Source organism: Thalassospira profundimaris, from assembly GCF_003326755.1.
Classification (GTDB): Bacteria; Pseudomonadota; Alphaproteobacteria; order Rhodospirillales; family Thalassospiraceae; genus Thalassospira; species Thalassospira profundimaris_B.
This window is the reverse complement of sequence record NZ_JPWH01000006.1, coordinates 219,817-243,625: the sequence shown is the minus strand read 5'-3', so window position 1 is coordinate 243,625 and position 23,809 is coordinate 219,817. Positions and strand designations below refer to the sequence as shown.

Annotated in this window: 22 protein-coding genes; 11 read left to right on the top strand and 11 right to left on the bottom strand. The window is 55.4% G+C overall.

Translation table 11 applies throughout. The features are described from left to right. The coding region (locus TH25_RS09640; protein ID WP_114088202.1) for a hypothetical protein at positions 1–304 on the bottom strand (304 nt) is incomplete at its 3' end. Between the two features lie 115 nt (positions 305–419). On the opposite strand from TH25_RS09640, the gene TH25_RS09635 reads away from it, so the two are divergent. Beyond that, on the top strand, positions 420–1,229 hold the full coding sequence (locus tag TH25_RS09635; RefSeq protein WP_114088201.1) for a helix-turn-helix domain-containing protein: 810 nt from the start codon (positions 420–422) through the stop codon (positions 1,227–1,229). On the opposite strand, the gene TH25_RS09630 is transcribed toward TH25_RS09635, so the two are convergent. Then, positions 1,215–2,384: a PA0069 family radical SAM protein gene (locus TH25_RS09630; protein WP_114088200.1), complete on the bottom strand. Its 1,170-nt coding sequence runs from the start codon at positions 2,382–2,384 to the stop codon at positions 1,215–1,217. The genes TH25_RS09635 and TH25_RS09630 overlap by 15 nt on opposite strands. Positions 2,385–2,548: 164 nt before the next feature. Here TH25_RS09630 and rfbB point away from each other — a divergent pair, with 164 nt between their 5' ends. Then, positions 2,549–3,601, top strand: a complete 1,053-nt coding sequence (rfbB, locus tag TH25_RS09625) for a dTDP-glucose 4,6-dehydratase (RefSeq protein ID WP_114088199.1) — start codon at positions 2,549–2,551, stop codon at positions 3,599–3,601. A 143-nt stretch (positions 3,602–3,744) separates the two neighbouring features. Continuing rightward, positions 3,745–4,380, top strand: a complete 636-nt coding sequence (locus tag TH25_RS09620) for a LysE family translocator (RefSeq protein ID WP_258549104.1) — start codon at positions 3,745–3,747, stop codon at positions 4,378–4,380. A 180-nt stretch (positions 4,381–4,560) separates the two neighbouring features. Here TH25_RS09620 and TH25_RS24895 read toward each other — a convergent pair whose 3' ends face one another. From TH25_RS24895 to TH25_RS09610, 3 genes are all read right to left on the bottom strand, one after another. Further along, a complete protein-coding gene (locus TH25_RS24895) occupies positions 4,561–4,716 on the bottom strand; it encodes a hypothetical protein (RefSeq protein ID WP_181847519.1) in 156 nt (51 codons plus the stop codon). A 1-nt stretch (position 4,717) separates the two neighbouring features. Further along, positions 4,718–6,292: an L-lactate permease gene (locus TH25_RS09615; protein WP_114088226.1), complete on the bottom strand. Its 1,575-nt coding sequence runs from the start codon at positions 6,290–6,292 to the stop codon at positions 4,718–4,720. A 258-nt stretch (positions 6,293–6,550) separates the two neighbouring features. Beyond that, positions 6,551–7,570 (bottom strand): LLM class flavin-dependent oxidoreductase, encoded by a 1,020-nt coding sequence (locus tag TH25_RS09610; protein WP_114088198.1) that lies wholly within the window; start codon positions 7,568–7,570, stop codon positions 6,551–6,553. 144 nt (positions 7,571–7,714) lie between these two features. On the opposite strand from TH25_RS09610, the gene TH25_RS09605 reads away from it, so the two are divergent. Beyond that, on the top strand, positions 7,715–8,239 hold the full coding sequence (locus tag TH25_RS09605; protein WP_114088197.1) for a P-loop nucleotide/nucleoside kinase family protein: 525 nt from the start codon (positions 7,715–7,717) through the stop codon (positions 8,237–8,239). Between the two features lie 14 nt (positions 8,240–8,253). Here TH25_RS09605 and TH25_RS09600 read toward each other — a convergent pair whose 3' ends face one another. Then, positions 8,254–9,138 carry a LysR family transcriptional regulator gene (locus TH25_RS09600; RefSeq protein WP_114088196.1) on the bottom strand — a complete coding sequence of 295 codons (885 nt, stop codon included), beginning with the start codon at positions 9,136–9,138 and terminating at the stop codon, positions 8,254–8,256. Positions 9,139–9,259: 121 nt separating this feature from the next. Between TH25_RS09600 and TH25_RS09595 the strand changes: the two genes are divergently transcribed. Continuing rightward, positions 9,260–10,525: an MFS transporter gene (locus tag TH25_RS09595; RefSeq protein WP_114088195.1), complete on the top strand. Its 1,266-nt coding sequence runs from the start codon at positions 9,260–9,262 to the stop codon at positions 10,523–10,525. Positions 10,526–10,604: 79 nt separating this feature from the next. Here the strand turns inward: TH25_RS09595 and TH25_RS09590 are convergent, their stop codons facing one another. Both TH25_RS09590 and TH25_RS09585 read right to left on the bottom strand, forming a co-directional pair. Continuing rightward, positions 10,605–11,603: a cysteine synthase A gene (locus tag TH25_RS09590; RefSeq protein ID WP_114088194.1), complete on the bottom strand. Its 999-nt coding sequence runs from the start codon at positions 11,601–11,603 to the stop codon at positions 10,605–10,607. Between the two features lie 105 nt (positions 11,604–11,708). Beyond that, positions 11,709–12,338: an NUDIX domain-containing protein gene (locus TH25_RS09585; RefSeq protein ID WP_114088193.1), complete on the bottom strand. Its 630-nt coding sequence runs from the start codon at positions 12,336–12,338 to the stop codon at positions 11,709–11,711. A gap of 310 nt (positions 12,339–12,648) precedes the next feature. On the opposite strand from TH25_RS09585, the gene TH25_RS09580 reads away from it, so the two are divergent. From TH25_RS09580 to TH25_RS09570, 3 genes are all read left to right on the top strand, one after another. Next, positions 12,649–13,095: a DUF3775 domain-containing protein gene (locus TH25_RS09580; RefSeq protein WP_114088192.1), complete on the top strand. Its 447-nt coding sequence runs from the start codon at positions 12,649–12,651 to the stop codon at positions 13,093–13,095. A gap of 382 nt (positions 13,096–13,477) precedes the next feature. After that, positions 13,478–15,169, top strand: coding sequence for a sensor domain-containing diguanylate cyclase (locus TH25_RS09575; protein ID WP_114088191.1), 1,692 nt, complete (start codon positions 13,478–13,480; stop codon positions 15,167–15,169). A gap of 290 nt (positions 15,170–15,459) precedes the next feature. Continuing rightward, positions 15,460–16,917: an aminoacyl-histidine dipeptidase gene (locus TH25_RS09570; RefSeq protein WP_114088190.1), complete on the top strand. Its 1,458-nt coding sequence runs from the start codon at positions 15,460–15,462 to the stop codon at positions 16,915–16,917. Positions 16,918–16,965: 48 nt separating this feature from the next. Here the strand turns inward: TH25_RS09570 and TH25_RS09565 are convergent, their stop codons facing one another. Continuing rightward, positions 16,966–18,360: a DnaJ domain-containing protein gene (locus TH25_RS09565; protein ID WP_258549103.1), complete on the bottom strand. Its 1,395-nt coding sequence runs from the start codon at positions 18,358–18,360 to the stop codon at positions 16,966–16,968. Positions 18,361–18,645: 285 nt separating this feature from the next. Between TH25_RS09565 and TH25_RS09560 the strand changes: the two genes are divergently transcribed. Continuing rightward, positions 18,646–19,626: a methyltransferase domain-containing protein gene (locus tag TH25_RS09560; protein WP_258549102.1), complete on the top strand. Its 981-nt coding sequence runs from the start codon at positions 18,646–18,648 to the stop codon at positions 19,624–19,626. Between the two features lie 123 nt (positions 19,627–19,749). Then, a complete protein-coding gene (gene ykgO, locus TH25_RS09555) occupies positions 19,750–19,875 on the top strand; it encodes a type B 50S ribosomal protein L36 (RefSeq protein WP_007090004.1) in 126 nt (41 codons plus the stop codon). Between the two features lie 138 nt (positions 19,876–20,013). Here the strand turns inward: ykgO and TH25_RS09550 are convergent, their stop codons facing one another. Both TH25_RS09550 and TH25_RS09545 read right to left on the bottom strand, forming a co-directional pair. Further along, positions 20,014–21,861: an adenylate/guanylate cyclase domain-containing protein gene (locus tag TH25_RS09550; protein ID WP_114088189.1), complete on the bottom strand. Its 1,848-nt coding sequence runs from the start codon at positions 21,859–21,861 to the stop codon at positions 20,014–20,016. 64 nt (positions 21,862–21,925) lie between these two features. Beyond that, positions 21,926–22,384: an Lrp/AsnC family transcriptional regulator gene (locus TH25_RS09545; RefSeq protein WP_114088188.1), complete on the bottom strand. Its 459-nt coding sequence runs from the start codon at positions 22,382–22,384 to the stop codon at positions 21,926–21,928. A 158-nt stretch (positions 22,385–22,542) separates the two neighbouring features. Here TH25_RS09545 and TH25_RS09540 point away from each other — a divergent pair, with 158 nt between their 5' ends. Then, positions 22,543–23,625 carry a saccharopine dehydrogenase family protein gene (locus tag TH25_RS09540; protein ID WP_114088187.1) on the top strand — a complete coding sequence of 361 codons (1,083 nt, stop codon included), beginning with the start codon at positions 22,543–22,545 and terminating at the stop codon, positions 23,623–23,625. Positions 23,626–23,809 lie beyond the last annotated feature (184 nt).

Below are 23,809 nucleotides of genomic sequence, written 5' to 3'. Positions count from 1 at the left end.
TGCTTTCAGTGGGCCGTCCATACATGATGGTTTGGCCGTTTTTCTTTTGCGCATGCACAAAATGAATATCGGCAATGGTGTTGCCACCGGTGATGATGTTTTCAAAACGGATATCGGTTTTGACCAGCGTGTCACGCAGGATGGCGGCATGGCTTAGAAAACCATTTAAATCCAACCTCTTGCCATCCACAATTTGCACGTAATCCGGGGTAAAAAAGGCTGCGAGCTTTGTTGTCGGAACGCTTTGATCCATCAGGGTTTCAAACAGGGTCGTGAGCAGGTTTTGTGCGTTCTGCGGTGTCATGTTGCATTCTCCGTGCGGGCAAAGGCCCAATGTCTTTGCCGGTCACGGGAAAATAGCGGTATAAAACTGGCTTGTCTGACGGGCTCTTGCCAAAAAATACGGAATTAAGGCCATCATGGCAGATTATCTGATTGATCCATCCTTGCTGAATGATACGCAGGTGTCCCCCGCCATCCGTGTGGTGGTGCGGCGCAGTGCGCTTGTGCGCGAGACGGCACGTCACGCCCATGCTTACGGGCAATTGATTGGCACCCTGAGCGGATCAATCCGGGTGGAGACCGATGCCGGGGCGTGGCTGGTTCCGGCCTGTCATGCGGCCTGGGTGCCACCCCATCATGATCATGGCTTGCAATCAAACGGCCCGTTTCAGGGATGGAGTGTTTATATCCCGCCCGCCCTGTGCGCGACATTGCCGCAAAGTCCATTAACAGTAGAAAGCAATGCGTTGCTGGAAGCGGCAATTAACCGGGCGTCAGCTTGGGCAGATGGCCCGCAAAGCCCGGCTCAGCACAATCTGGCACGGGTTATTTTGGATGAAATTGCCTCGGCCCGGCCGGTCGGCCTGAACCTGCCCGCCCCGCAGGACCCGCGCTTGCAACGCATTACCCGCGCACTTGCCGCCGACTTGGCCGATACGCGCGGCATGGCACAATGGGCCAGTTGGGCCGGTATGGCACCGCGGAGCCTTAGCCGACGTTTCGTAGCCGAAACCGGCCTTGCCTTTCGCGACTGGCGGCAACGCGCCCGGATGCTGGCCGCGCTAGAGATGCTGGCATCGGGTAACGCGGTAACGACCATTGCCCTTGATTTGGGATATGAAAATATCAGTGCCTTTATTGGCGCCTTTAAAAAGACATTTGGCACCACGCCGGGGCAATATGTGGCGCAAATACCCGATGTCCCATCACGTTTAAAACAGGGATAATTGCCCATCCGGGCCGGGACGGATAAAGCCGCTGCAATCAAGATCCAGCGAACGGCCGGTCATGGCATGTTTGCGCCGGGCCAGATCAAACCGCTTGGCAATTAAATCGGCAATCGGGCCGCTGCCGCGCATACGGGTGCCAAAGGTGGCGTCATACACCTTGCCATCGCGCATTTGCCGCACCAGCGACATGACTTTGTCGCGCCGGTCCGGGTAATGGTTTTCCAGCCATTCCTCAAACAAATCGGCAATTTCCAGCGGCAGGCGCAAGACAATATGCGAAACCGACTGTGCCCCGGCCTGTTTGCAGGCGGCAACCAGATTTTCAATTTCACTGTCATTCAGGCCGGGAATGATCGGCGCGCATAACACCGTGACCGGAATGCCCGCATCGGTCAGTTTACGAATGGCATCGAGCCTGCGATGCGGCGCACTGGCCCGCGGTTCAAGCAGGTTGGACAGCCGGTGATCCAGTGACGTGACCGACATGGCAACAGACGCCCGGTTGTGCCGGGCCATTGGCGCGATCAGGTCGATATCGCGGCTGACAAGGGCCGATTTGGTAATGATCGAAAAGGGATGCCGGCAATCGGCCAGCACCTGGACCAGTTGCCGCGTTAATTGTTTTTCGCGTTCCACCGGCTGGTATGGGTCGGTCGCAGTGCCAATCACAATGGGGGCGGGCATATAGGTTTTGGCGGCAAGCTGTTTGCGCAGCAGGGCCGGGGCATCGGGCTTCCAGAACAGTTTGGTTTCAAAATCCAGTCCTGGTGACAGGCCCAGATAGGCATGGGTTGGCCGGGCAAAACAGTAAATGCAGCCATGTTCGCAGCCGCGATAAGGGTTGATCGAGCGATCAAATGGTACATCCGGGCTTTGGTTGCGGGTAATCACACTGCGCGCGCCATCAATACCCAATGTGGTTTTCAGGCGCGGGGCCTCCGATATATTCCCAATCGCATCGTCACCGTTGGCAGGGGCATCGCCGGGTTGCGTCAGCCAGCCATCATCCCAGGCATGATGCGAAAATTTTTCAAACCGGCCATTGGCGTTGGAAACCGCGCCGCGCCCCTTGTGTGCACGGGCAGGCAGCAGGGCAGGGTCCTGTGCTGTGGTGTTGCGGGTATCGGTGCTTGGCAGGGGGCTGGTCCGCATGGCGGAACTCCGATGGTAAAGGGGTGTTTATGCGAGGTGTCAGAATAGAACAAAATAAGAACATTGCAATCGTAAAACCCTTTTTCTGCCTTGTGCGGGCCATGTTTGAATGGTCCCATCATATGCCCTGACAGGCCCGGTATTTTCAAAAAATGAGGATATTCATGCGTGTGATCGTCACTGGCGGTGCCGGTTTTATCGGATCGGCCCTGTGCCGTTATCTGGTCGGAGACTGCGGCTGGCAGGTTCTAAATATCGACAAGCTGACTTACGCGTCCGACCAACGCTCTCTGGCCGCGATCGACGGGGCACCGGGTTATCGTTTCATGCAGGCGGACATCGCCGATGGTGATAAAATCAGCCATATTCTGGAGGATTACCAACCCGATGCCATCCTGCATCTGGCTGCCGAAAGCCATGTCGATCGCTCCATCGACGGGCCGGGGGATTTTATCCAGACCAATATTGTCGGAACCTATTGCCTGCTGGATGCCGCACTTAAATACTGGCGCAATCTGCCTTCTGACCGGCAAAAAATCTTCCGGTTTCACCATGTTTCAACCGACGAGGTTTATGGATCGCTGGGTGCGGAAGGGCTGTTTAGTGAAACAACGGCCTATCAGCCCACCTCGCCCTATTCGGCCAGCAAGGCATCGTCGGACCATCTGGTGCGGGCCTGGCATCATACTTATGGTTTGCCGGTGGTGGTGTCGAACTGCTCCAACAATTATGGTCCGTTCCAGTTTCCCGAAAAATTCATTCCGTTAATGATTCTCAATGCAATGGCAGGGCGCAAATTGCCGGTTTATGGCGACGGGCAAAATATCCGCGACTGGCTGCATGTGACTGACCATGTTGCCGCGCTGCGCCTGATTTTGCAGCATGGCACTATTGGCGAAACCTATAATGTTGGTGGGCGAAACGAGGCGCGCAATATTGATATTGCCCGCCAGATCATTGCCCATGTGCGTGACCTTTCCCCGCATCGTACCCTGCCGCCCGACGATGAAATGATCGAATTTGTCACCGACCGCCCCGGTCATGACAGGCGCTATGCCATTGATGCGACCAAGCTGGAAAACCGCCTGGGCTGGCAGGCGCAATACAGCCTTGAAACCGGCCTGCGCGATACGGTCGCGTGGTATTTGAACCATCCGGGCTGGTGGCAACCGATTTTGGATCGCAAATATCGGGGGCAGCGCCTGGGGGTGGCATAAAGGCCATTGCCGGATCAATCGGCTGGATTGGCATATCGCAATAAGTGGGTATGTGCGGCCAAGCCTGTATCATATGTTGGATCCGTCGGCTAATCTGGTGCCTTTCTGGCAATATGCCGCACTTGGACAGAAGGGGACGATAGGTGCTTGATTGGTCGCAGATACTGACTTTTACGCTGGTCACATCGCTTTTGGTGATGTCACCCGGCCCCAATGGGGTATTGGTTGCCAAAACGGTGCCAACATCGGGCCGCGCGGCGGGCTTTGCCAATGTGGCCGGGTTTGTTTCGGCGTTTTACCTGCATGGTACGCTCTCGATCCTGGGTATTTCCGTTATTCTGGTGCAATCGGCACAGGCATTTTTCATCGTTAAAATGCTGGGTGCGGCCTATTTGTGCTGGATCGGGATCAAGGCGCTGCGCGATGCCTGGCGCGGGGTAAAAACCGTGGCTGAAACCGCGCCTGCGCAGCGCAAACGCACCCTTGCCAAGGCTTATGCCGAAGGGTTTTTGACCAATGCGCTTAATCCCAAGGTGTCGATTTTTTATCTGGCGGCTTTTCCGCAATTTGTGCCGGTCGGGGCGGGCTCGGTCACGGCGGCCTTTACGCTGGTTTGCCTTCATGCCCTGATCAATGCGGTGTGGTTTAGTGCAATGGTTCTACTGCTGGCGCGTTTGACCGGGGCGGTGCGCAATGGCCGTTTCCAGCGGGCGTTAAAGGCCGTAACCGGCACTGTCTTTGTTGCCTTTGGCATCAAGCTGGCAACATTCCGTCCCTAACGGGTTCCGGTTGTGTGGTGTAGTTGCGAAACCCTATAAAATGTTATCGACGTTTACATTGGGCTGATGGTTGTGGCGCATAATATTGCTATATTTGAAATTTGATTTCAGAAATAGCAATCTGATGCCTTGGGCGCGATCTGTTGGGGTGCCCTGCGTTTGATGGGTGGGATCAAACCCCTATTTGCGCAGGGCAATCAGCGCCATGACCAGCACAAACAGGGCAAATAAAATGTCCGCCAGTATCGCGTTATGGGCCATTGCCAGAAAGGATATGACGGGCAGAATCAGGGACGCCAGAACCAGAAAAACCGGATTAAACAGGAATTTTTTCATCTTACTGGCCCCCCAGAATCATTGTAACCAGCAAAATTCCCAGCGCCCATACACCGCTTAGCACCGTCAGGATCATCCCGGTTTTCAGCACGACCGATAGCACCGGTCCTTCCTTGCCCGACAGGCCGACGGTGGAGCATCCCACCATGATTTTGGACGGTGCCAGCATGCTGCCAAGCGACGCCCCCGTGGCCTGGGCGGCCAGAATAAGGGCGGTGGAAATGCCGGAAAGTTCGGCGGTGTGGCGCTGGAACATGCCAAAAACCACATTGGAATTATTGGTACTGCCGGTCATAAAGGCGCCCAGTGCGCCAATTAACGGCGCCACCAGTGGATAGGCAATGGCAAAGACCCCGGAAAACAGCTTGGATCCGCCTTCGGCCAGGGCAAAGGTCATGCCGGCATGGTCCATCATCAGGGCCAGGGCAATCACCGGCACCATGCCAATGCTGGTGGGAAGGCCGCTTTTGAGTGTACGCTGCATGATGCGTTTGCCAATGCCTGGGCCATATTGATGGCGCAGTTTGAAAAAGGCAAAGCTGACGGCGGCGGTATAAAGCAAAAGTGCGCCGGGATGACCAAAAAGGGCAATGCCCTTGGCATCCTCGGCGGCAATTTTCCAGCCCTGCAGGGTTTCCATTGCCGGGAAGGATAGGGTGATTTCAATGCCGTTCAGGAAGTGTTTGATCGGTGTGACAAAGGTTGCCAAACCGACAATCACCATGAACACCAGATAGGGGGTTAACCCTTCGATCAGGGGCATGTGGTGCGTGTCGTCGCCATTGGGTTCGGCAATGTCATCGGGGTGCGGTTTCCAGAACCGGGTGACGATTATGGAAACGGCCAGCCCGGCGATCCCGGCGGTTAGCCCGCCCAGCGTCCAGACGCCATAATTTGCCATCATATATTGGGCCACACCCATCACCCCGGCGATAATCACCAGCGGCACCATGCGGCGGCGAACAGTCCGAAACCCGCCATCAAGCCACAATACTGCCGCCCCGCAAGTAAAACCTGACAGGCCCAGCAAAATGGCGGAATAATGGGTTAGCTCACTGCCGGGAATGCCGGTTACGCCAATCAGCGCCTCGAACGAGGTTGCCATATTGCCAAACAGGACCGACCAGCTATGCCCGATCATGGGGGCGGCAACGGCAAGGACCGGTGAAAAACCCATACCCAGCAATAAGGGTGCGATCACCGCAATGGGCACGCCAAAACCGGCAACCCCTTGCAGGAAGGTGGCAAAGACATAGCCCAAAATCAGCAATTGCAACGGGCGGTCATCGGTCAGTTTGCGAATGGCCGCGCCAATGGTTTTGATGGCCCCGGCTTCCTCGGCGACAAAATACAGGATCAGCGCGGCCCACACGATATACAGAATATAAAGGGCCAGCATCACGCCCTTGGCCTGGGCGACAATCAATATATCCACCGGGGTGCCAAAGGCAAAAAAGGCGATGATCGCGGTGACAAACCAGGCTGCCGCCCCGGCACGGGCCGCGCCCCAGTTTGCCTTGATCATTAAAAACAGAATGGTGGCAATGGGCAGGGCGGCCAGAATAAATTTGATCATCGCGAACGCATCAACCTTTGCAAGCAAGACATTGCGGCAAAAGGAAAAATCGTTTTAACCGCGTCGGTATCATGTCCGAAGGCGTTACGATGTGCAAGCGAATGCAGAAGGCTTTTCACGATATGGAAGGGGCGGCATCCAAATGACCAGGGGGCTGGTTTGGTGGGGCCTTGTGAAAACCGCCGGACAAGCCCGTGCCCGGCGGTTTGTGAAATATGCCCTTTATCAGGGTTAAAAGGCAAAATGGCCTGATGGTTTTCAGGCGCAGGCGGTTTGTGCCTTTTCGGCCGCCAGTTCGTCACGAATGGCCGCACCAAGGGCAAAGGATTTAAGCCGTGCCTGATGGTCATAAATATTGGCTGTCAGGATCAGTTCATCCACGCGGGTTTCATAAAGAAATTCCCGCACCTTGGCCTTGACCGTGGCATGTGACCCCACGGCGGCATACCGCATGGCATGGTCGACACCGGCCTTTTCAATCGAATTCCAGATCGTGTCCATATCCTCAACGGGGACAGGCAACTGGCCCGGATTGCCCCGGCGCAAATTCAAAAATTGCTGCTGCATCGAGGTGGCAAGATACTGGCCTTCTTCGTCGCTATCGGCGGCAAAAAAGCCCATTGCGGCGGCAACGTAGGGTTTATCCAACTGATCGGACGGTTCAAATCGCGAACGATAAAGATCCAGAGCCTGCATCAGATAATCGGGCGCGAAGTGCGATGCAAAGGCAAAGGGCAGGCCCAACCGCGCGGCAAGGTCGGCGGAGAACAGGCTGGACCCCAAAAGCCACATTGGCACTTGCGACCCATAACCGGGTACGGCACGAATGGCGGGTTTGCCCTCCAGCGGGGCCAGGAATTGCTGAACCTGCAACACATCCTGGATAAAGCGTTCTTCGCTGCCGTGCATGTCGCGGCGCAGGGCGGCTGCCGTGCGCTGGTCCGTGCCCGGTGCGCGGCCAATGCCCAGGTCAATGCGGCCCGGATGCAGGGCATCGAGGGTGCCAAACTGTTCGGCAATCACCAAAGGCGCATGGTTGGGGAGCATAATGCCACCCGAGCCAACCCGAATGGTTTTGGTGCCCCCGGCAACATGGGCAATGACCACGGATGTGGCGGCACTGGCAATGCCGGGCATATTGTGATGTTCGGCCAGCCAGTAGCGATGATAACCCAGCTTTTCGCCGTGCTGGGCCAGTTCCAGGGTATTGCGCAGCGCATCGGATGGATGTTCGCCCGCATTTACCGGGCACAGGTCAAGGATGGAGAAACGTGTCATAACAATATATCCTGTTGGGCGCAGGGCGTTTTTTCAGCCGCGCCAATGGGCTCTGTTAAGACCTAATTTAGGGCAAAAATATCATAACGCCAGCGCGCGGTATCATTTCGCGCAAGAGAGACAAAACAGGATGAGGGCCGGGATATGCTGATTATTTTGGGCGGATTGCCCGGTTGCGGCAAAAGCACGCTGGCAGAAAAACTGGCCCGTGCCATGCCAGCCATGTGGCTGCGCATTGACAGCATCGAACAGGCCTTGCGCGATGCCGATGCGCAATATGGCACTGGCAACCGCGAAATGGGCCCGGAGGGCTATATGGTGGCCTACAGGGTGGCAGAGGATAATTTGCGGCTGGGGCAGTTTGTGATTGCCGATAGTGTTAATCCCATTGCCATCACCCGCGATGCCTGGCGTGAGGTTGCGGGCAGGGCGCAAACGCGGTTTTGCGAGATCGAACTGGTTTGTTCGGATGCGGCCCTGCATCGCCAGCGGATTGAAACCCGTATATCAACCGTTGAAAACCTGAAATTGCCGGACTGGCAGGCGGTGCTGGCCCGCGAATATGAACCCTGGCAAGGCACGCCATTGGTGCTCGATAGCGCCCTGAATGATGCCGATACGTTATTTCAGCAGGCACTGGAATATATTAAGGATGCAGTACGCGTGTGATGCAGCCTGATCGCTCAGGCATTTTTGACGATCCCGCCAATGAAATTGTCGGTCACAGAGGATCGTGCATCGCGCCGATAGGCCAGAGACAGCCAGGCCACCGGCGCACTGCCCGCAATGGGTCGATAAACAACACCGCGCGCCTGTAATTGCTGCATCGATGTGGGTACCAGCGACACGCCCAGTTCAGCCGCAACAAGATTGATGACAGAGCCAAATTGTGGTGCGGACTGGCCCAAACGTGCCGTAAACCCGGCCTGCTGGCAGGCGTTCATCACGGTGTCAAAATGGGTCGGCCCGACCTCGCGCGGGGTTAAAATGAAGGGATCATTGGCGAGTGCCGCCAAATTGATGGTTTCGGCGCTGGCGGCGGGGTGGCTCCCGGGGAGAACGGCCACCATCGGTTCGGACCCCAGGTCGTGCAGGGCAATATCAGAATGATCCACTGCGTTTTGGCGTAAAAAGGCGGCATCAAGCTGCCCGTCGATCAGGCTGGCAAGCAGGCGGGTGGAATTGGTTTCGGTCAGGGTCAGGTTGACCATCGGCCAGGCCCGGCGAAAGGTGCGAATGGCGGCAGGCACCACCGGGTTAAACGCGGCAGAGCCGGTAAAACCGACATGCAAATTGCCCACTTCGCCGCGTGCGGCACGCCGGGCGGCCTGCACCGCCTGTTGCGCCAGGGCAGGGAATTGACCGGCAATATCGCGAAAGGCACGCCCGGCATCGGTCAGTTCTGCGCCGTGGGGCAGGCGATGAAACAGCCTGGCGCCAATTTCAGTTTCCAGATCCTTGATCTGCTGGCTTAGCGGTGGCTGCCCAATGCCGATTTGCTGGGCGGCACGGGTGAAATTGCCTTCCTCGGCCACAGCGAGGAAATAACGGATATGTCGCAGTTCCAATTTTGGTATCTCTAAAACAGATGAAGAATGCCACTAACATATATTGGACGGATGGCCGGGAAGGTGCAACACTTTCAAAAAATCAAAAATGCCCTTTACGGCAATTCTTCAAGGACGAAAAATGAGTGACCAAACGGCAGACCACAACCTGCTATCCACCCCTGTGCCCCCAGCCAGCCCGCAAAGCTGGGTAGAACCCGGCACACCGGCCTATCGCCGGGTGGCGATGGCCCTGTTTTTGGCCGGTTTTGCCACCTTTACCCTGATTTATTGTGTGCAGCCCTTATTGCCGGCCTTTTCCACCGATTTTGGCGTGAGTCCGGCGGAAAGTTCGCTGGCCCTGTCGCTGACAACCGGGTTTCTGGCCTTTTCGATTTTGCTGGCCGGTGCCGCATCCGAGGCCTTTGGCCGCCGTCGGCTGATGTTTGTGTCGATGTGCGCGGCATCGGTTTTAAACATTGCCGAGGCCTTTATCCCCAACTGGCATGTTTTGCTGGTGATGCGTGCCCTGGAAGGTGTTGTTCTGGGTGGCGTGCCTGCCGTGGCGATGGGGTACCTGGCCGAGGAAATTCATCCGCGTGGTTTGGGGTTTGCAATGGGGCTTTATGTCGGCGGCACGGCCTTTGGCGGCATGACGGGCCGTGTGGGCGTGGGCTTGTTGACGGAATTTACATCCTGGGAAGTCGCCCTGGGGGTGTTGGGGGTGATTGACCTTCTGGCAGCGATTGGCTTTTTCATTTTGCTGCCGCCCTCGCGCAATTTCACCACCAGGCCGGGCTTTCAACTGGCCTATCACATCAATGCCTGGGCCAAACATGTGCGCCATCCGGCATTGCCGTTGCTGTTTGCCATTGGTGCGCTGGCGATGGGCTGTTTTGTCACGGTTTATAACTATGCCGGGTTCCGGCTGGTGGCGGCCCCTTATCATTTGGGGCAGGGGGCGATCAGCCTTATTTTTACGGTGTATCTGTTTGGCATTGCCGCATCATCCCTTGCCGGGGGCATGGCCGATAGACACGGGCGCGGCCCGGTTATGGCGATTGGTCTTCTGGTGGCCCTTGCCGGTGTGGCCCTGACGCTGGCCGGGCCGATTTATATGGTGATTGGTGGCATTATTGTTTTAACCAGCGGTTTTTTCATGGCCCATTCGGTCGCCAGTGGCTGGGTCGGGCGCATGGCAACGCAGTCCAAGGGGCATGCGGCATCGCTTTATCTGCTGTCTTATTATCTGGGTTCCAGTTTTATGGGGTCTATTGGCGGCTGGTTCTGGACGCATGGGGGCTGGTTGGCGGTGGCCGGTTTTGCCGGGGCGTTGCTGGTGGTGGCCTTGCTGGTTTCCGGCCATTTATGGCGTTATGCCCGCAGGGTGGAAACCTGCACGGCCTGACCGTTCTGATCGTTCTGACCGCCCAATAAAAAACGTCCCGGCAGTAATTGCGGGACGTTTTTGCGAGAAGGCTTGGCGTTTAAAGCCAGTCAGGTGTCGGAAGACCCTTTTCCTTAAGGAAGGCCGGGTTCCAAAGTTTGCTTTGATAGCGGGTACCAAGGTCACACAGGATGGTGACAATGGTGTGGCCCGGACCCAGTTCGCGGGCGAGCTTGACGGCACCGGCAATATTCACCCCGGTGGACCCGCCCATGCACAGGCCTTCTTCCTTTAGCAGGTCAAAGACGATGGGCAGCATTTCTTCGTCGCTGATCTGGAAAGGGTGATCAATATCAAGCCCTTCCAGATTGGCGGTAATGCGGCCCTGGCCGATCCCTTCAGAGATCGAGCTGCCTTCGGATTTCAGTTCGCCATGTTTGTAGTGGCTGAACAATGCCGCACCCATCGGGTCGGCCAGGCCGATCTGGATGTTTTTATTGCGTTCACGCAGTGCCATTGCCGTCCCGGCCAGGGTGCCGCCGGTACCCACAGCCGCGATAAATCCATCCACCTTGCCATCCGTCTGTTGCCAGATTTCCGGGCCGGTGGTTTCAAAATGGCCCTGGCGATTGGCAATATTGTCAAACTGGTTGGCCCAGATGGCACCATTGGCCTCGGTTTTTGCCAGTTCTTCGGCCAGGCGGCGCGATACATGCACATAATTGTTTTCATCGCGATAGGGCACAGCGGGAACTTCGCGCAGGTCAGCACCCAAAAGGCGCAACAGGTCCTTCTTTTCCTGGCTTTGCGTTTCGGGGATGACAATGACGGTGCGATAGCCCAGCGCATTACCCACCGTTGCCAGGCCAATGCCGGTATTACCTGCCGTGCCCTCAACAATCACGCCGCCCGGCTGTAGCAGGCCGCGTTTTTCGGCATCGCGAATAATCGCAAGGGCGGCACGGTCCTTCACCGATCCGCCGGGATTGGTGTATTCCGCCTTGCCCAAAATGGTGCAGCCCGTCAGTTCCGAGACCTTTTTCAGGCGGATGAGCGGGGTGCGGCCAATGGCCTCGATGGTGCCATTGCGAATGTCCATGACAGACTCCAGAATTATCTGATTGCAAACTGTATGGCTGTTGATTGATCCTTTTATACACAAAAGTCAAGACAGTTTTAAAAATACAACGTAAATTTTGTGTTATTATTCTGGTGTTGCGGCATCATCACGCAGGCGATCGCGGTTCAGCATCAGCCATTGCAGGGCCATGATGGTTGGCGCATTGTAAAATTCACCGGCCTTGAGCATGGCAAAACAGTCATCGGATGATTTTGTGAAAACGCGAATATCCTCGCCTTCTTCCTCCAGGCCATGCAACCCGCCAGCTTTGGCGGCATCCACCCGGCCATAAAAAATTTGCACCGTTTCGCTGGTGCAGCCGGGGGATGCGTAATAACGCGGAACGATCACCTCCAGCGGTCCGATAATGTCACAACCTGATTCCTCAAGGGTTTCACGCCGGGCCACATCCGCCAGGCTTTCGCCCGGTTCAACAATACCCGCCACCACTTCGACCAGCCAGGCGGGCATGTCGGGGTTGTTGCGATGAACGCTCAGGGTGGCGGGGCGGAACTGTTCGATCAGCACAACCTCGTCACGGAGCGGGTCATAGGGCAGGACGGCCACGGCATGGCCGCGTTCGAGCACTTCACGCCGGATGATCGGGCTTTGGCTGCCGTCAAACTGTTTGTGGCGCAATTCATAAACATCAAGTTTGAAATACCCATCCCAGCCGCGCTGGTGTTTCAGGATGTCAACGTCGCGATGATCCAATTTTTTTCTCCGGTTGTGGGGCTTGGGGCTGGTATTTTGTTTGGGTCGTAATCTGGCTGCCGGCAGGGGGCCGGTCAAGCAGAAGGCGGGACGGTGCCGGGAAATGTGTGTCGGGAACAAGTGCCTTTGCGGGTTGTTAAACGGCACAGACGGTAATCATAACAATTGGCAGGATCATGGCATTGAGATTTTTGTGATCCTGACGGGCTTGCCGATGCGGCCCTGCCCGACAAAATGATGTTTGTGCCCTGTTGTGTCTTTTTGTGATGTCGTGCCGTAACAGAATTTTTCTTGGAAAACGGAGAATTTTATGTCGGACGTTTTGAATGATGAAGAAACCGCAACCGATGATTTCCCGGCAATTGACCTGGAAAAACTGGCCTTTATCCTGCTCAAGGCGCGCGCCTTTGATGCCCAGGAAGACGTGATTGAACCGGATTATGGCTCAAACGCCTCGGATGACCAGTTTCGCGAAGTGCTTGAAGCCTATGGCGATGATGCGACCCACGGCGAACTGGTTGACGCGATTAATGACCTGAACTGGGACGAACAATGCCATCTGGTGGCATTGGTCTGGATTGGGCGTGGCAGCTTTGATGCCGACCAATGGCAGGAAGCGTTAAGCGAGGCGGAAGAAGGCCATACCAACCATACCGCCGAATATTTAACCGGGATCCCGATGCTGGGTGAATATATCGAGGAAGGTTTGTCGGCCTTTGATATTTCACTAAGTGATATTGAAGCGATGCATCTGTGATCGCTGACGTCTTCTTGATGATGTTTCCTGACGGGCCGGAACGCGGTTTTGGCCCGCAGTGATCCTGATTGCCAATTTTCCGTATAAGACAGTCAGTTTTCTATTTTTGATTGTTTGTCTGGGCTGTTCTCCTTGATCCTGATTGCGCATATTTAAAAAATCTGATGTTATTTGTGTTTTATCCGGTTTGTGGCCTGTCTGGAATCTGGATAATTCTGGCGTGTGCCGATAAAATGGCCTTTGCAAAGGAGTTTGCAGGTCTGACCGCTGCTTGTACCCGTCGTTTTTGAAATGTGATGTGCAATGTATCATGAGGTGGCGCTGTAGGTTGCAGTCAGTGTAACGGATATTGTCGGGAACGGCTTGTGGTCGGGGGACTGGATTGGCGCGTTTTGAGAAAAGAGAGATTGACCGTTTGTATGGGCAATCATCGGTTGGTGTTGTGATCCATCGGGATTTGGTGGCGTTGTATGTCAATGATGCCTATGCCCGCATGATGGGATGCCGCGATGCAGCCGATTTCATGACAGACCCGGAACTGTTGCCGTATATCCCGCCTGCTTTTCACCGCGAAGCCCTGCGGCTTTATCAGAAATTCATGAATGCCAGCGGTTTTCACGGCTGGAAGAAAGTTTACAATTTGCGTCGCGACGGTGTTCCCGTCTGGCTTGAAATCAGTGATGAAACCATCGACTGGGAAGACAGCCGTGCCCTGATGACCACAGCCCAGGTTATTGAAAATGGCAGCACGGCGATGCAGGTGGACCACATGCTGGGCCGGTCCTTCATTGGTGTTGCGGTGCATCGGGATATGTGCGCCCTTTATGTCAATGATGCCTATGCCCGCCTGATGGGCGCGGAAAATGCCAGCGATTTCATGAAAACACCCGACCTTTTGCGATTTGTCGAGGCGACGTCGCGCGATGTCACATCGGCAACCAGCGAGAAAATATTGCAGGGGGTTTTTGATGGCAGCCGTCGGCGTGAATGCAAGCATTTGGACGATGGCAGCGAAGTCTGGTGTGATCTGACCGACGAACGCATTTTATGGCATGATGGCAAACCCGCCATTTTGACAACGGCCCATGACGTGCGCGAAGAAGTGCGCATGAACAATATGTTGGTGCGCAGTCGCAACAGTTTGCAAAATGCGGTTGCCGAAGTTATTCGCATGGTGCCAACGGCGGTTGCCATGTTTGACGAAGATTTGCATGTTTTGCATTTCAACCGTGAATTTGCCCGCCTGTTTGCCCAAAATCCCGGTGTTTATCCGGCTGCGACCCCCGAATTTGATGTGTCCGGTTTGCGGCTTGTTTATCGCGAGATGGTGGCAACCGGTCATGACCATGCCGATCGGAACGGTGTTGTCTCCCCGTCCGGGCGATTGACCGACATTCGCATCAATCGCCTTGATGGCGGGGGGATGATGGTTTCGGCACTGGATGTGACCGATCACAAGGAAGTGGAAAAGCAGCTTGCCGTTCTGGCCTCGACCGACCCGCTGACCGAGGTTTTGAACCGGCGTGGATTTGAAGGTGCCGTCAACCGGCTGCGCGATATTCGCCGGTTGCGCAATAAAAAATGGCATTACGGGATCGCGACGCTCGATCTTGATTATTTCAAGCATATTAACGACCGCTTTGGTCATGCCTGTGGCGACCGGCTGTTGCAGGAGGTTGCGGCTGTATTGCGCGGGGCATTGCGCGATGATGATCTGGTTGTTCGGCTGGGGGGCGAAGAATTTGCCGTTTTGCTGCCATCGGCGACGGGGAAAATCACACAAACAATTGCAAAACGTCTTGCCGATATGATTGGCGATATCCGCCTGCAAGATGACGACGGGAATGCCGGTGCGGTGCGTATTACGGCCAGCGTCGGTGTGACTGTTGGGGGAGAAGTTGGCGATCAGAATGGCGAGGTGGATTTGTCAACGGCGCTGCTGGTGGCGGACCGCGCCCTGTATCAGGCAAAGCAGAATGGCCGTAACTGTATCGTCTATGCCGATCCGACGGTACCAGCCGCCGTTATCCTGCCTGAAGCAGCCAGCCCGGACGAGACCCAGGATAAAGATTGATTTGCTGGTATCTGGCAAATCCCGGGGCCAGCGGCCCGGGTATTTGCGCGATGTGGGCTTCTGCGCGAAAACCCTGATGTGACGGTGGAATTTCCGGCCAAAGTGCGATAATCAGAAGACAGGACGATTTCAGGGCTGCTTTGGGATGTGTTTTTGGGCTTCCCCGGCATGGATCATGGTGATGCCGGTTTCCTCTGGCAGGCGACATGATGTCATGATAACGGCGCAAAGGCCATTCCCGGAAGACCGGTTTTGAGATCATGTGTTAATCCAGACAGGAGAGCGCCACCGTGGGCAATATCAGCCATCTTGAACCAACGGCAATTTGGGCAAATTTTCAGAAATTGTGCGACATACCCCGGCCTTCGACCAAGGAAGAGGCCGTGTTGCAGATGATTGAAAAGCTGGCCGATGAACAGGGGTGCAGCCATTTTCGTGACAGCGGCAGCAACCTGGTGGTGACGGTGCCGGCAACGCCTGGTTATGAAGACCGTAAAATGACGGTTTTGCAGTCCCATGTTGATATGGTGACGCAGGCCAATAGCGGTTCGACCCACAATTTCGATACCGACCCCATTAATGCCTATGTCGACGGTGAATGGGTAACGGCCGATAACACCACGCTTGGGGCTGATAACGGCATTGGTGCGGCGGCCATGCTGGGGGTTATGTGCGATAAATCGGTTGAACATGGCCCGCTGGAATTGCTGTTCACGGTGGATGAAGAACGCGGCCTGACCGGTGCGATGAATCTGGAGCCGGGGCGCCTTCAGGGTGAAATCCTGCTGAACCTTGATACCGAAGATGAATATGAACTTTATGTCGGTTGTGCGGGCGGTGGCGATTTGGTGGCGCGCTGGCAATATCAGTCCGACGGGGTATCGGATGATATGGTGGCACGCAAGATTGCCCTGACCGGTCTTAAGGGCGGGCATTCCGGCATTGATATTATTCTGGGCCTGGGCAATGCCAACAAACTGATGGCGCGGTTGCTCCGCCCGTTATTGCGCGATCTGGAGGCCCGGATTGTGTCGATTGAGGCCGGGACGGCGCGCAATGCCATCCCGCGGGAATCTTTTGCCACCATCGTTTTGCCGGTGGCGCATATTGGTGCGTTTGATCAGGCCGTGGGCGAATTCCGCGATGCCATTATTGGCGAATATGCCGATCTGGAGCCGAATTTCGCCATTGCTGCCAGCGAAACCGAATTGCCGGAAACGGCGATGACCCCGGCTGACAGTGTGACCTTTAACAATGCCATTCTGGGCGCCCCCAATGGGGTGCAGGCCATGAGCACCAGTGTCCCCGGTGTGGTCGAAACGTCGATCAATCTGGCGATTGTTTCGGTGGCGGACGGGCAGGCGAAGGTAACACTTTCGGCCCGCAGTTCCATTTCCAGTGCGCGGGATGCCACCCGTGACATTGCAACGGCCGTATTTGAAAATATTGGCGCAACCGTCACCTGGGGCGATGCCTATCCGGGCTGGAAACCCAATATGGACAGCGAAGTTCTGGACATGATGCAGGCGGTGCATCGCGACCTGTTTGGCAAGGAGGCCGAAGTAAAGGTGATCCATGCCGGGCTGGAATGCGGTGTTCTGGGGTCGAAATATCCCAACTGGGACATGATTTCGTTTGGACCGACCATCAAACGGGCGCACAGCCCGGATGAATGCGCCCATATCCCCTCGGTCGCGCGTTTTTGGGATTATTTGCGCGCGGCTTTGAAGGCGATCCCGGCCAAATAAATCTGGTTAGGAATTAAGGGTTTTAAAAATGCGACTGGTCGTGACAGGTCAGTCGCATTTATTTGTTTTGCACCATTCATCACGCGCGGCACTGCCATCGCCGGGTGTCAGGGCGTCAGAATTGACATAGCCTTCTTCGCCCAGTTCGGTTTCAACGCGAATCCAGAAATTTTTATTTTCGCCGCGCAGAAAAACGGTTTCAAACCGTGACAACGGGCGCATGATGGGAAAATTGATCCCCGCCCCGGTACGAAGGTTCAAAAACGGCTGATCCACATAATAGGGGTCACTTTTCGGCGTGATCAGATCCTCGATTTTTTCGCGCACCGTGGCAATGCCGGTTTCAACCTGGCGGGGGAAATCGGTGGTGAAATAGCCGTGCGCCGGACCAAAAGCCAGCAGCAGGCAGAAAATAATCACAAATATCGGACTAAGATGCAAAAGCGCATCAAACATGGCGACATGTTTCCATTCGTCGCGCACCCGGCGGGCGGGTTCGCCGGTATCAAGCCTGCGCATATTGGCCCGGATCTGTTCGGCCAGGGCGGAGCGGTTATTGCCAATAAAATCCGATGCCTGAAGCAAGACCGCACGCGCAAGCGGCTTGTTGCCGCTGCGTTCAAAGGCGGTAGCCTGGTTAAACAGCAATTGCGCATTGGCTTCGGGTGGAAAGACACCGCCGCGCATATTGGAAATGATCGCCCGCCAGGCCGGAAGAATGCTGCGCCAGCCCCAAAAACCGCTTAGCCAGGTGCGCAAACTTGCCCGCAGGGCCATGCGCCGAGCACCCTTGGGCGAGAGAACCGCGCTGACGGTATCGCGGCGGATGGAGTTTAAAAAGCCGTGTATCACGGTAAATTCGATATGGCGGGGCTGGGCCGAAATGACATCGGTGACGGCACAGCGGGCATAGCCGTTAATATCGCCAGCGCGCTGGGACGACTTATGGTGCCGCCGTGCACCGGGATTGACCTTTGGGTCACGCTGGCCGGTTTTTTCCTGATGCTGCTGATAGGCCGAACTGGCCCGGGCGTAACGTTCCTCGCGGCTTTCCGGGCGCTGTTTGCGGCCCGCACCGGCAAAGCCCTGACGTCCGGCATTGCCGGTATTTTGTCCACCCGCATGTGCATTGCCGCTTTGGGCGTTGTTGCCGGGCCTGGCGGCGGTTTTCTCACTATTGGCAGAGCGGCCGGCAGGCCGTTTGCGAATCCCGGCCAGAATTTCATAGGCCTCGGTCACGTCCTTGAAGCGTTCTTCCGCATCCGGGTCCGCATTGCGGTCCGGGTGGTATTCAAAGGCCAGTTTTCGATAAGCCAGCTTGATTTCTTTTTCGCTGGCCCCCGGCTTGATCCCAAGCTGGCGATAATAGATGGATAGGGGGTCGTGACTCATGCGGTTTTTGGCATCTCTTTGGTCGGTCAGGCCAGCGGAATATCCCGCCATAAATTGGCCTGTCAGGCAACTTTGCCCGGTTGGCTGCCACATTGTGAAATATTAGGGCGGTTTGCGCCACATTTGTTTGTGATTTCCCGATACGCGCCGGTGGCAGATGCGTCATCGCCGTTATATATAAATGGAAAATGTTTCATTCTTTACCTTGTGGCAGGGATCGGGGATGATAACCGGCAGGTTTGCACGCCAACAGATAAACGCATATGGGCGGTTTCATTGAAGTTGAAGTTCTGGCAACGAAAATCATCGGATACCAATCCATATATGGAAGATCAGATGTCGCCTGATGGCACCCTTGCCGCCGAGGCGATTTCGGTGCCGTTTCGCAAACGGTTGCGCGCCCGCTGGGAGGGATATGACGATCCGGCGGAATATTATCTGTTTGAACAGCAATTAAACGATTATCGCCGCTGGCTTCAACGGATGCTGGTGCTGGCGTCGCGCCCGGTCCCCGAGGATGAGGGCGAACTGGACCTGGATGACGAGGCCGGTCGGTGGCCGCCAGAACGCCTGAAGCTGTATGGCAAGCTGTTTGATCGTGGCATCATGAAACCGGGCGGACATGAATATGCCCTGGAACTGGCAAAGCCCCTGGCCCTTGACGAGACCATGAGCTGCATTGAAATTGGCGCGCGTATCGGGGCAACGGCCCGTATTCTCGCCGATAAATTCGGGGTGTGGGTCACGGCAATGGAGCGTGACGGGGAACTGGCCCTGTTGGGCATGGAGCGTTCGGTTGCGGCCGGGGCGCAAAAAAAGGTGCCGGTTCAGCAATATGACCCGCTGGCACCGGATTTTCGCAAAAAATATTTCAACGTTGTCTATTCGTTTGGCGAGATGTTTACGGTCAACAAGAAGGATACCTTCCTGTTGAAGCTGACCGAATCGCTGCGTGAACAGGGGCAGTTGCTGATTACCGATTATGTGGTAACGGGAAAAGCCAGCGAATCCTCGGAAAATTATCGAAAATGGATGGCAACCGAAGAGGAAAAGCCCTATCCGTGGACGGCGGACCGCTATAAAGAGATTCTTGGCAAGCTGCGATTTGACATCCGAATTGCCAAAGACGAGACCGAATTGCATGTCCATCAAATCAAAACCGCCTGGATGACACTGGTCAGCGAGCTTCAAACCAGTGGTTTGGACCCCGATTTCATCGCTTTTCTCGAAGAAGACATGGAAATGTGGATGAACCGGGTAAAAATGCTTGAAAATGGTGAACTGGCCTATTATCGGTTCTACGCAACGCACGACTAACGCATTGACACCGCCTGGTTAACGCTAAAAGGTAAAATTATTGCGTTTTAAGTGTTGACAGGGACTGGGGCGACTTCTATTTTCCCGGCTCCCAATAGGGCCAAGTTTCTAAGGTTTACTGTTATGAAGATCCGGAACTCGTTGAAATCCGCGAAGCTGCGGGAAAAAGGCTGCCGTATCGTGCGCCGCCGTGGCCGCGTATATGTCATTAATAAAAAGAACCCCCGTTTCAAGGCACGTCAGGGTTAATTCCCTTTCGGACCTGAAACCAGGTTTTACAAAACGCCACTATCCTTGTGATGGTGGCGTTTTGTGTTTTGGGTGTGTTGGGGAGGCATCAGGCATCAGCCTGCCATTGTCGTACCAGTGACGGATGTGCGGTGCTTGTCAGTCAGGCGCGTTGGGAACGGTATAAACGGCGGTGGACTGGCTGCGACCGCGCAACAGGACATCCCCGGCGATGGTCACGCGGGCCGGGTTTGCCAGACTGTTGCGTGTGCTGTCGCTGAGCAGGATTTTGGTGCCAAAGTGCTTGTTTTCGGCTTCAAGCCGCGAGGCACTGTTGACCGCATCGCCGTGCACGGTAAAGGACAGCCGGTCGGTTGCACCAACATTGCCCGCAATCATGCGCCCGGTATTGATGCCGCAGCGGCACGATATTGTTTGCCCGTCAAACTGGCGGCTTTGAACAGCCTTCTGAATGTCGATGGCGGTATCAAGGGCGGCATCGGCGTGATGATTTAAATCATCAAAGGCATTGTAAACCGCCAATACCGCATCGCCCTGAAACTGGGTAATAATACCGCCATGCTGTTCGATGATGTCGGTAACGGTATCAAAATAGGCATTGAGCATGGCAACGATGCGGGCGGGGTCCAGTTGCTCGCACAGGGTGGTAAAGCCGACAATATCAACAAACAACACGGTTGCATCGCGTTGCTGGGGCGGCAATACACCGGAATCGGTGCCCGATGCCAGTAGTTCCCTGGCAATGGACGGCGGCAGGAATTTGCCAAACAGGCTGCTGATGCGTTCACGGTCGCGCAGGGCCATGATCATGTGGTTAAAGGACCGTGCGGCATCGTCATATTCGCGAATACGACTGCCCGCCAGGCTGGGGATCACATCGAGATGGCCCGATTCCAGGCTGCGCGCGGCGGTGGCAAAACGGCGGATCGGCCGGGTGAAATGGCGTGACACGACGACGGCGAGAATGATGGAGAGCAGCAGAACGACGCCACCCAGAATCGCCGTCAGAACCAGGCGGTCAAATTCGGCATCAAACAGGCTTTCTTCAAAATGAAGACCCATGATCAGGGGTGAAAAAGGCGTGTCATCAATTTGCCGGGTGACGATGACGGAGTATTTCCCGTTCAGATTTAACCCGGAAAGCTGGACATTGCTGGTGGTGGTGCCCTTGTTATAGGCAGGATAATCAAGCTTTTCCGATTGCCCGAGATTGGCCAGAACCGGATCACCAATATCAACCGTGCGGGGCAGGGGAATTGGGCTGCGCTGTATTTCGCGGCTGTCATGGACCAGTGCGTTGGCAACATGATTGCCCCAGCTTTGCAGCATGGGGTGGGCCAGAACCCGGTTCCCCGCCACGAGGATAAAGGGTACGCCCGGCGCATTTTCGCGCCCGCGCACCAGGCTGTGCGACAGGTTGGACAGGGACAGATATTGGACAAAAATGCCCAGATAATGGCCGTCGCGAAACAGGGGGATCCAGTCGGCAATGACGGGTTGTTTGAAAAACGGATCCCAGCGGGGAAAGCTGGTGCGGTTGTTGCTCGGGCCGCGCAATTGCGAAATTTCGGATATCATCATGTTGTCGGCAGAAAGGGTATGGCGGATTTCCGACATATCGGCCGGGTTGTATCCGATAAATTCCCGTTCGCCATTGATCAGGCCATAGGCCATCACATCCATCTGATCAGCAGCAAGGGCGCGCATCGTATTGTCCCAGCCCAGATTGAAATCGGGGTCCAGGCGACCTTGCGATACCTGTTGTGCAACCCAGTTGGCCCGTGCGCCCACATTGTCCATGCGTTCGCTCATGGCGCGCTGCAATGAAACCAGTTCATTGTCCGCCACCAGAACCCACAGATTGCGGGTATTTTCATAGGCTGCGCCCAGCCCCAAATACAGGGCAACACCAACACCGCCAATACTGGTTGTAAGAAAGCTGGCAAGCAGTACGGTGAGAACAGAATAGCGCCGTTTGGTTTTCAAGTCTGACTGGCCCTGGCAGATACGGGATGGGAATTGTTAGAGTAAGTCCAGTGACCTGGAAATTCTAGGAAAATGGTTGGGGGGACGGGCGGCGATCAAACTTTGTTGAAAGAATGATCGAGCTTGATGTGCGCTTGATTCCCGCCAGCGTACCGATACGGTCCAGAAGCGCGTCCAGTTCTTCGGGGGTGTCGGCGCAAATTTCGGCGATCAGGTCAAATTCCCCGGAAATCGCCAGGCAGCGGATGCAGCCGGTAATTTTTTGCAGGGCCGCCACCACACCGGCGGATTTTTGCGGTTCAACCTGGATCATGACCTCGGCCAACAGGCGCGGACTTGCCCCGTCGCCCAAAATAACCGAATAACCCCGGATAACCTGGCTTTTTTGCAATCTTTCGAGGCGCTCCTGCACGGCACTGCGCGACAGGCCCACATCACGGGCCAGGGCGGCGGTGGGCAGGCGGGCATCCTGTTGCAGGCGGGCAATCAGGCGACGGTCAATGTCATCTAGCTGTCGTTTCAACGGAAATACCCATGAAAATGATGGTTAATTGTGACGTTTCCACAGTATTGCCGGGTTGTTTCCGGCAGTCCAGAGGCAGAGCATTGAAAGATTGAAATTATTCAAACCCACAATCCATGACCGCTGTATCAGGCGGCATATTTTATCGGGAGATGGCAATGAAAAAAGTACTTGTTCTGGGTGCGGGCAAAATTGGGCGTATTGTTTCGGTTATGCTCCGTGAAAGTGGTGATTATGCGGTGACACTGGCCGATTCCAACGGCAAGATGCTGGAAGTATGCGCACCGGACAATGCCGCCACCCTGGTGACGGTCGATGTGACCGACGAGGCCGCCCTGCGCGATGTGGCGCGCGGCCATGATGCCATTCTTTCCACTTGCCCGTTTTATTTGAATGTCGCGATTGCCCGTGTTGCACGCGATATAGGGGCCTCCTATTTTGACGTGACCGAGGATGTTGAAACCACCCGCGCCATTCGCGAAATCTCCAAGGGTGCCGATGGGGCCTTTGTGCCGCAATGTGGTTTGGCACCGGGCTTTATTTCCATTGCCGCGCATGACCTGTTTAAACGGTTTGACAAGGTGCGTAGCCTGCGCCTGCGGGTGGGTGCCCTGCCGCAAAACCCGACCAACCGTTTGAAATATAACCTGACCTGGTCAACCGATGGTTTGATCAATGAATATTTGAACCCGTGTGAAGCGATCCATAAGGGCAAACGCATTGAGGTGCTGCCGCTTGAAGGATATGAACGTTTCACCATTGATGGCACGGAATATGAAGCCTTCAATACATCGGGCGGCGTGGGTGCGCTGTGTGACATGCTGGAAGGCAAGGTAGACAGCCTGGATTATAAAACCGTGCGCTATCCCGGCCATCAGGAAATTCTGAAAATCCTGATCGAGGATTTGGCCCTGGGCCAGCGGCCTGAACTGATGAAGGATATTTTTGAAAAGTCACTGCCGGTCACCAGCCAGGACGTGATCGTGATTTTCGCCGATGCCGTGGGCGAGCGCGATGGTTATTTGTGTGAAGAAAACTTCATTCGCAAGGTGCACGGCACCCGCATCGGCCCGCGGGATTGGTCGGCGATTCAGGTCACCACGTCGGCTGGTCTGTGTGCGGTGATGGATATGGTTCTGACCGGCACCTTGCCGGGCAAGGGATATATTCAGCAGGAACAGGTTGCCCTGCAGGATTTTCTGGACAACCGGTTTGGCCGCTATTACCGGCATGAGTCCTGACGGTTCCTGATATTTCGTCCGGTATTTTCAAAACCGGGAACAGGGCATTTTTGGGAAATGGAAACGGGTCTGCCTGACGCAGGCTCGTTTTTGTAATTTTTCAGGCGGCGTTATTTTCCATCCCCTGCAAAAGTGCAGTATCGCATATACTAAATGAATAAATATAATTCTGATTCGGCCGTCA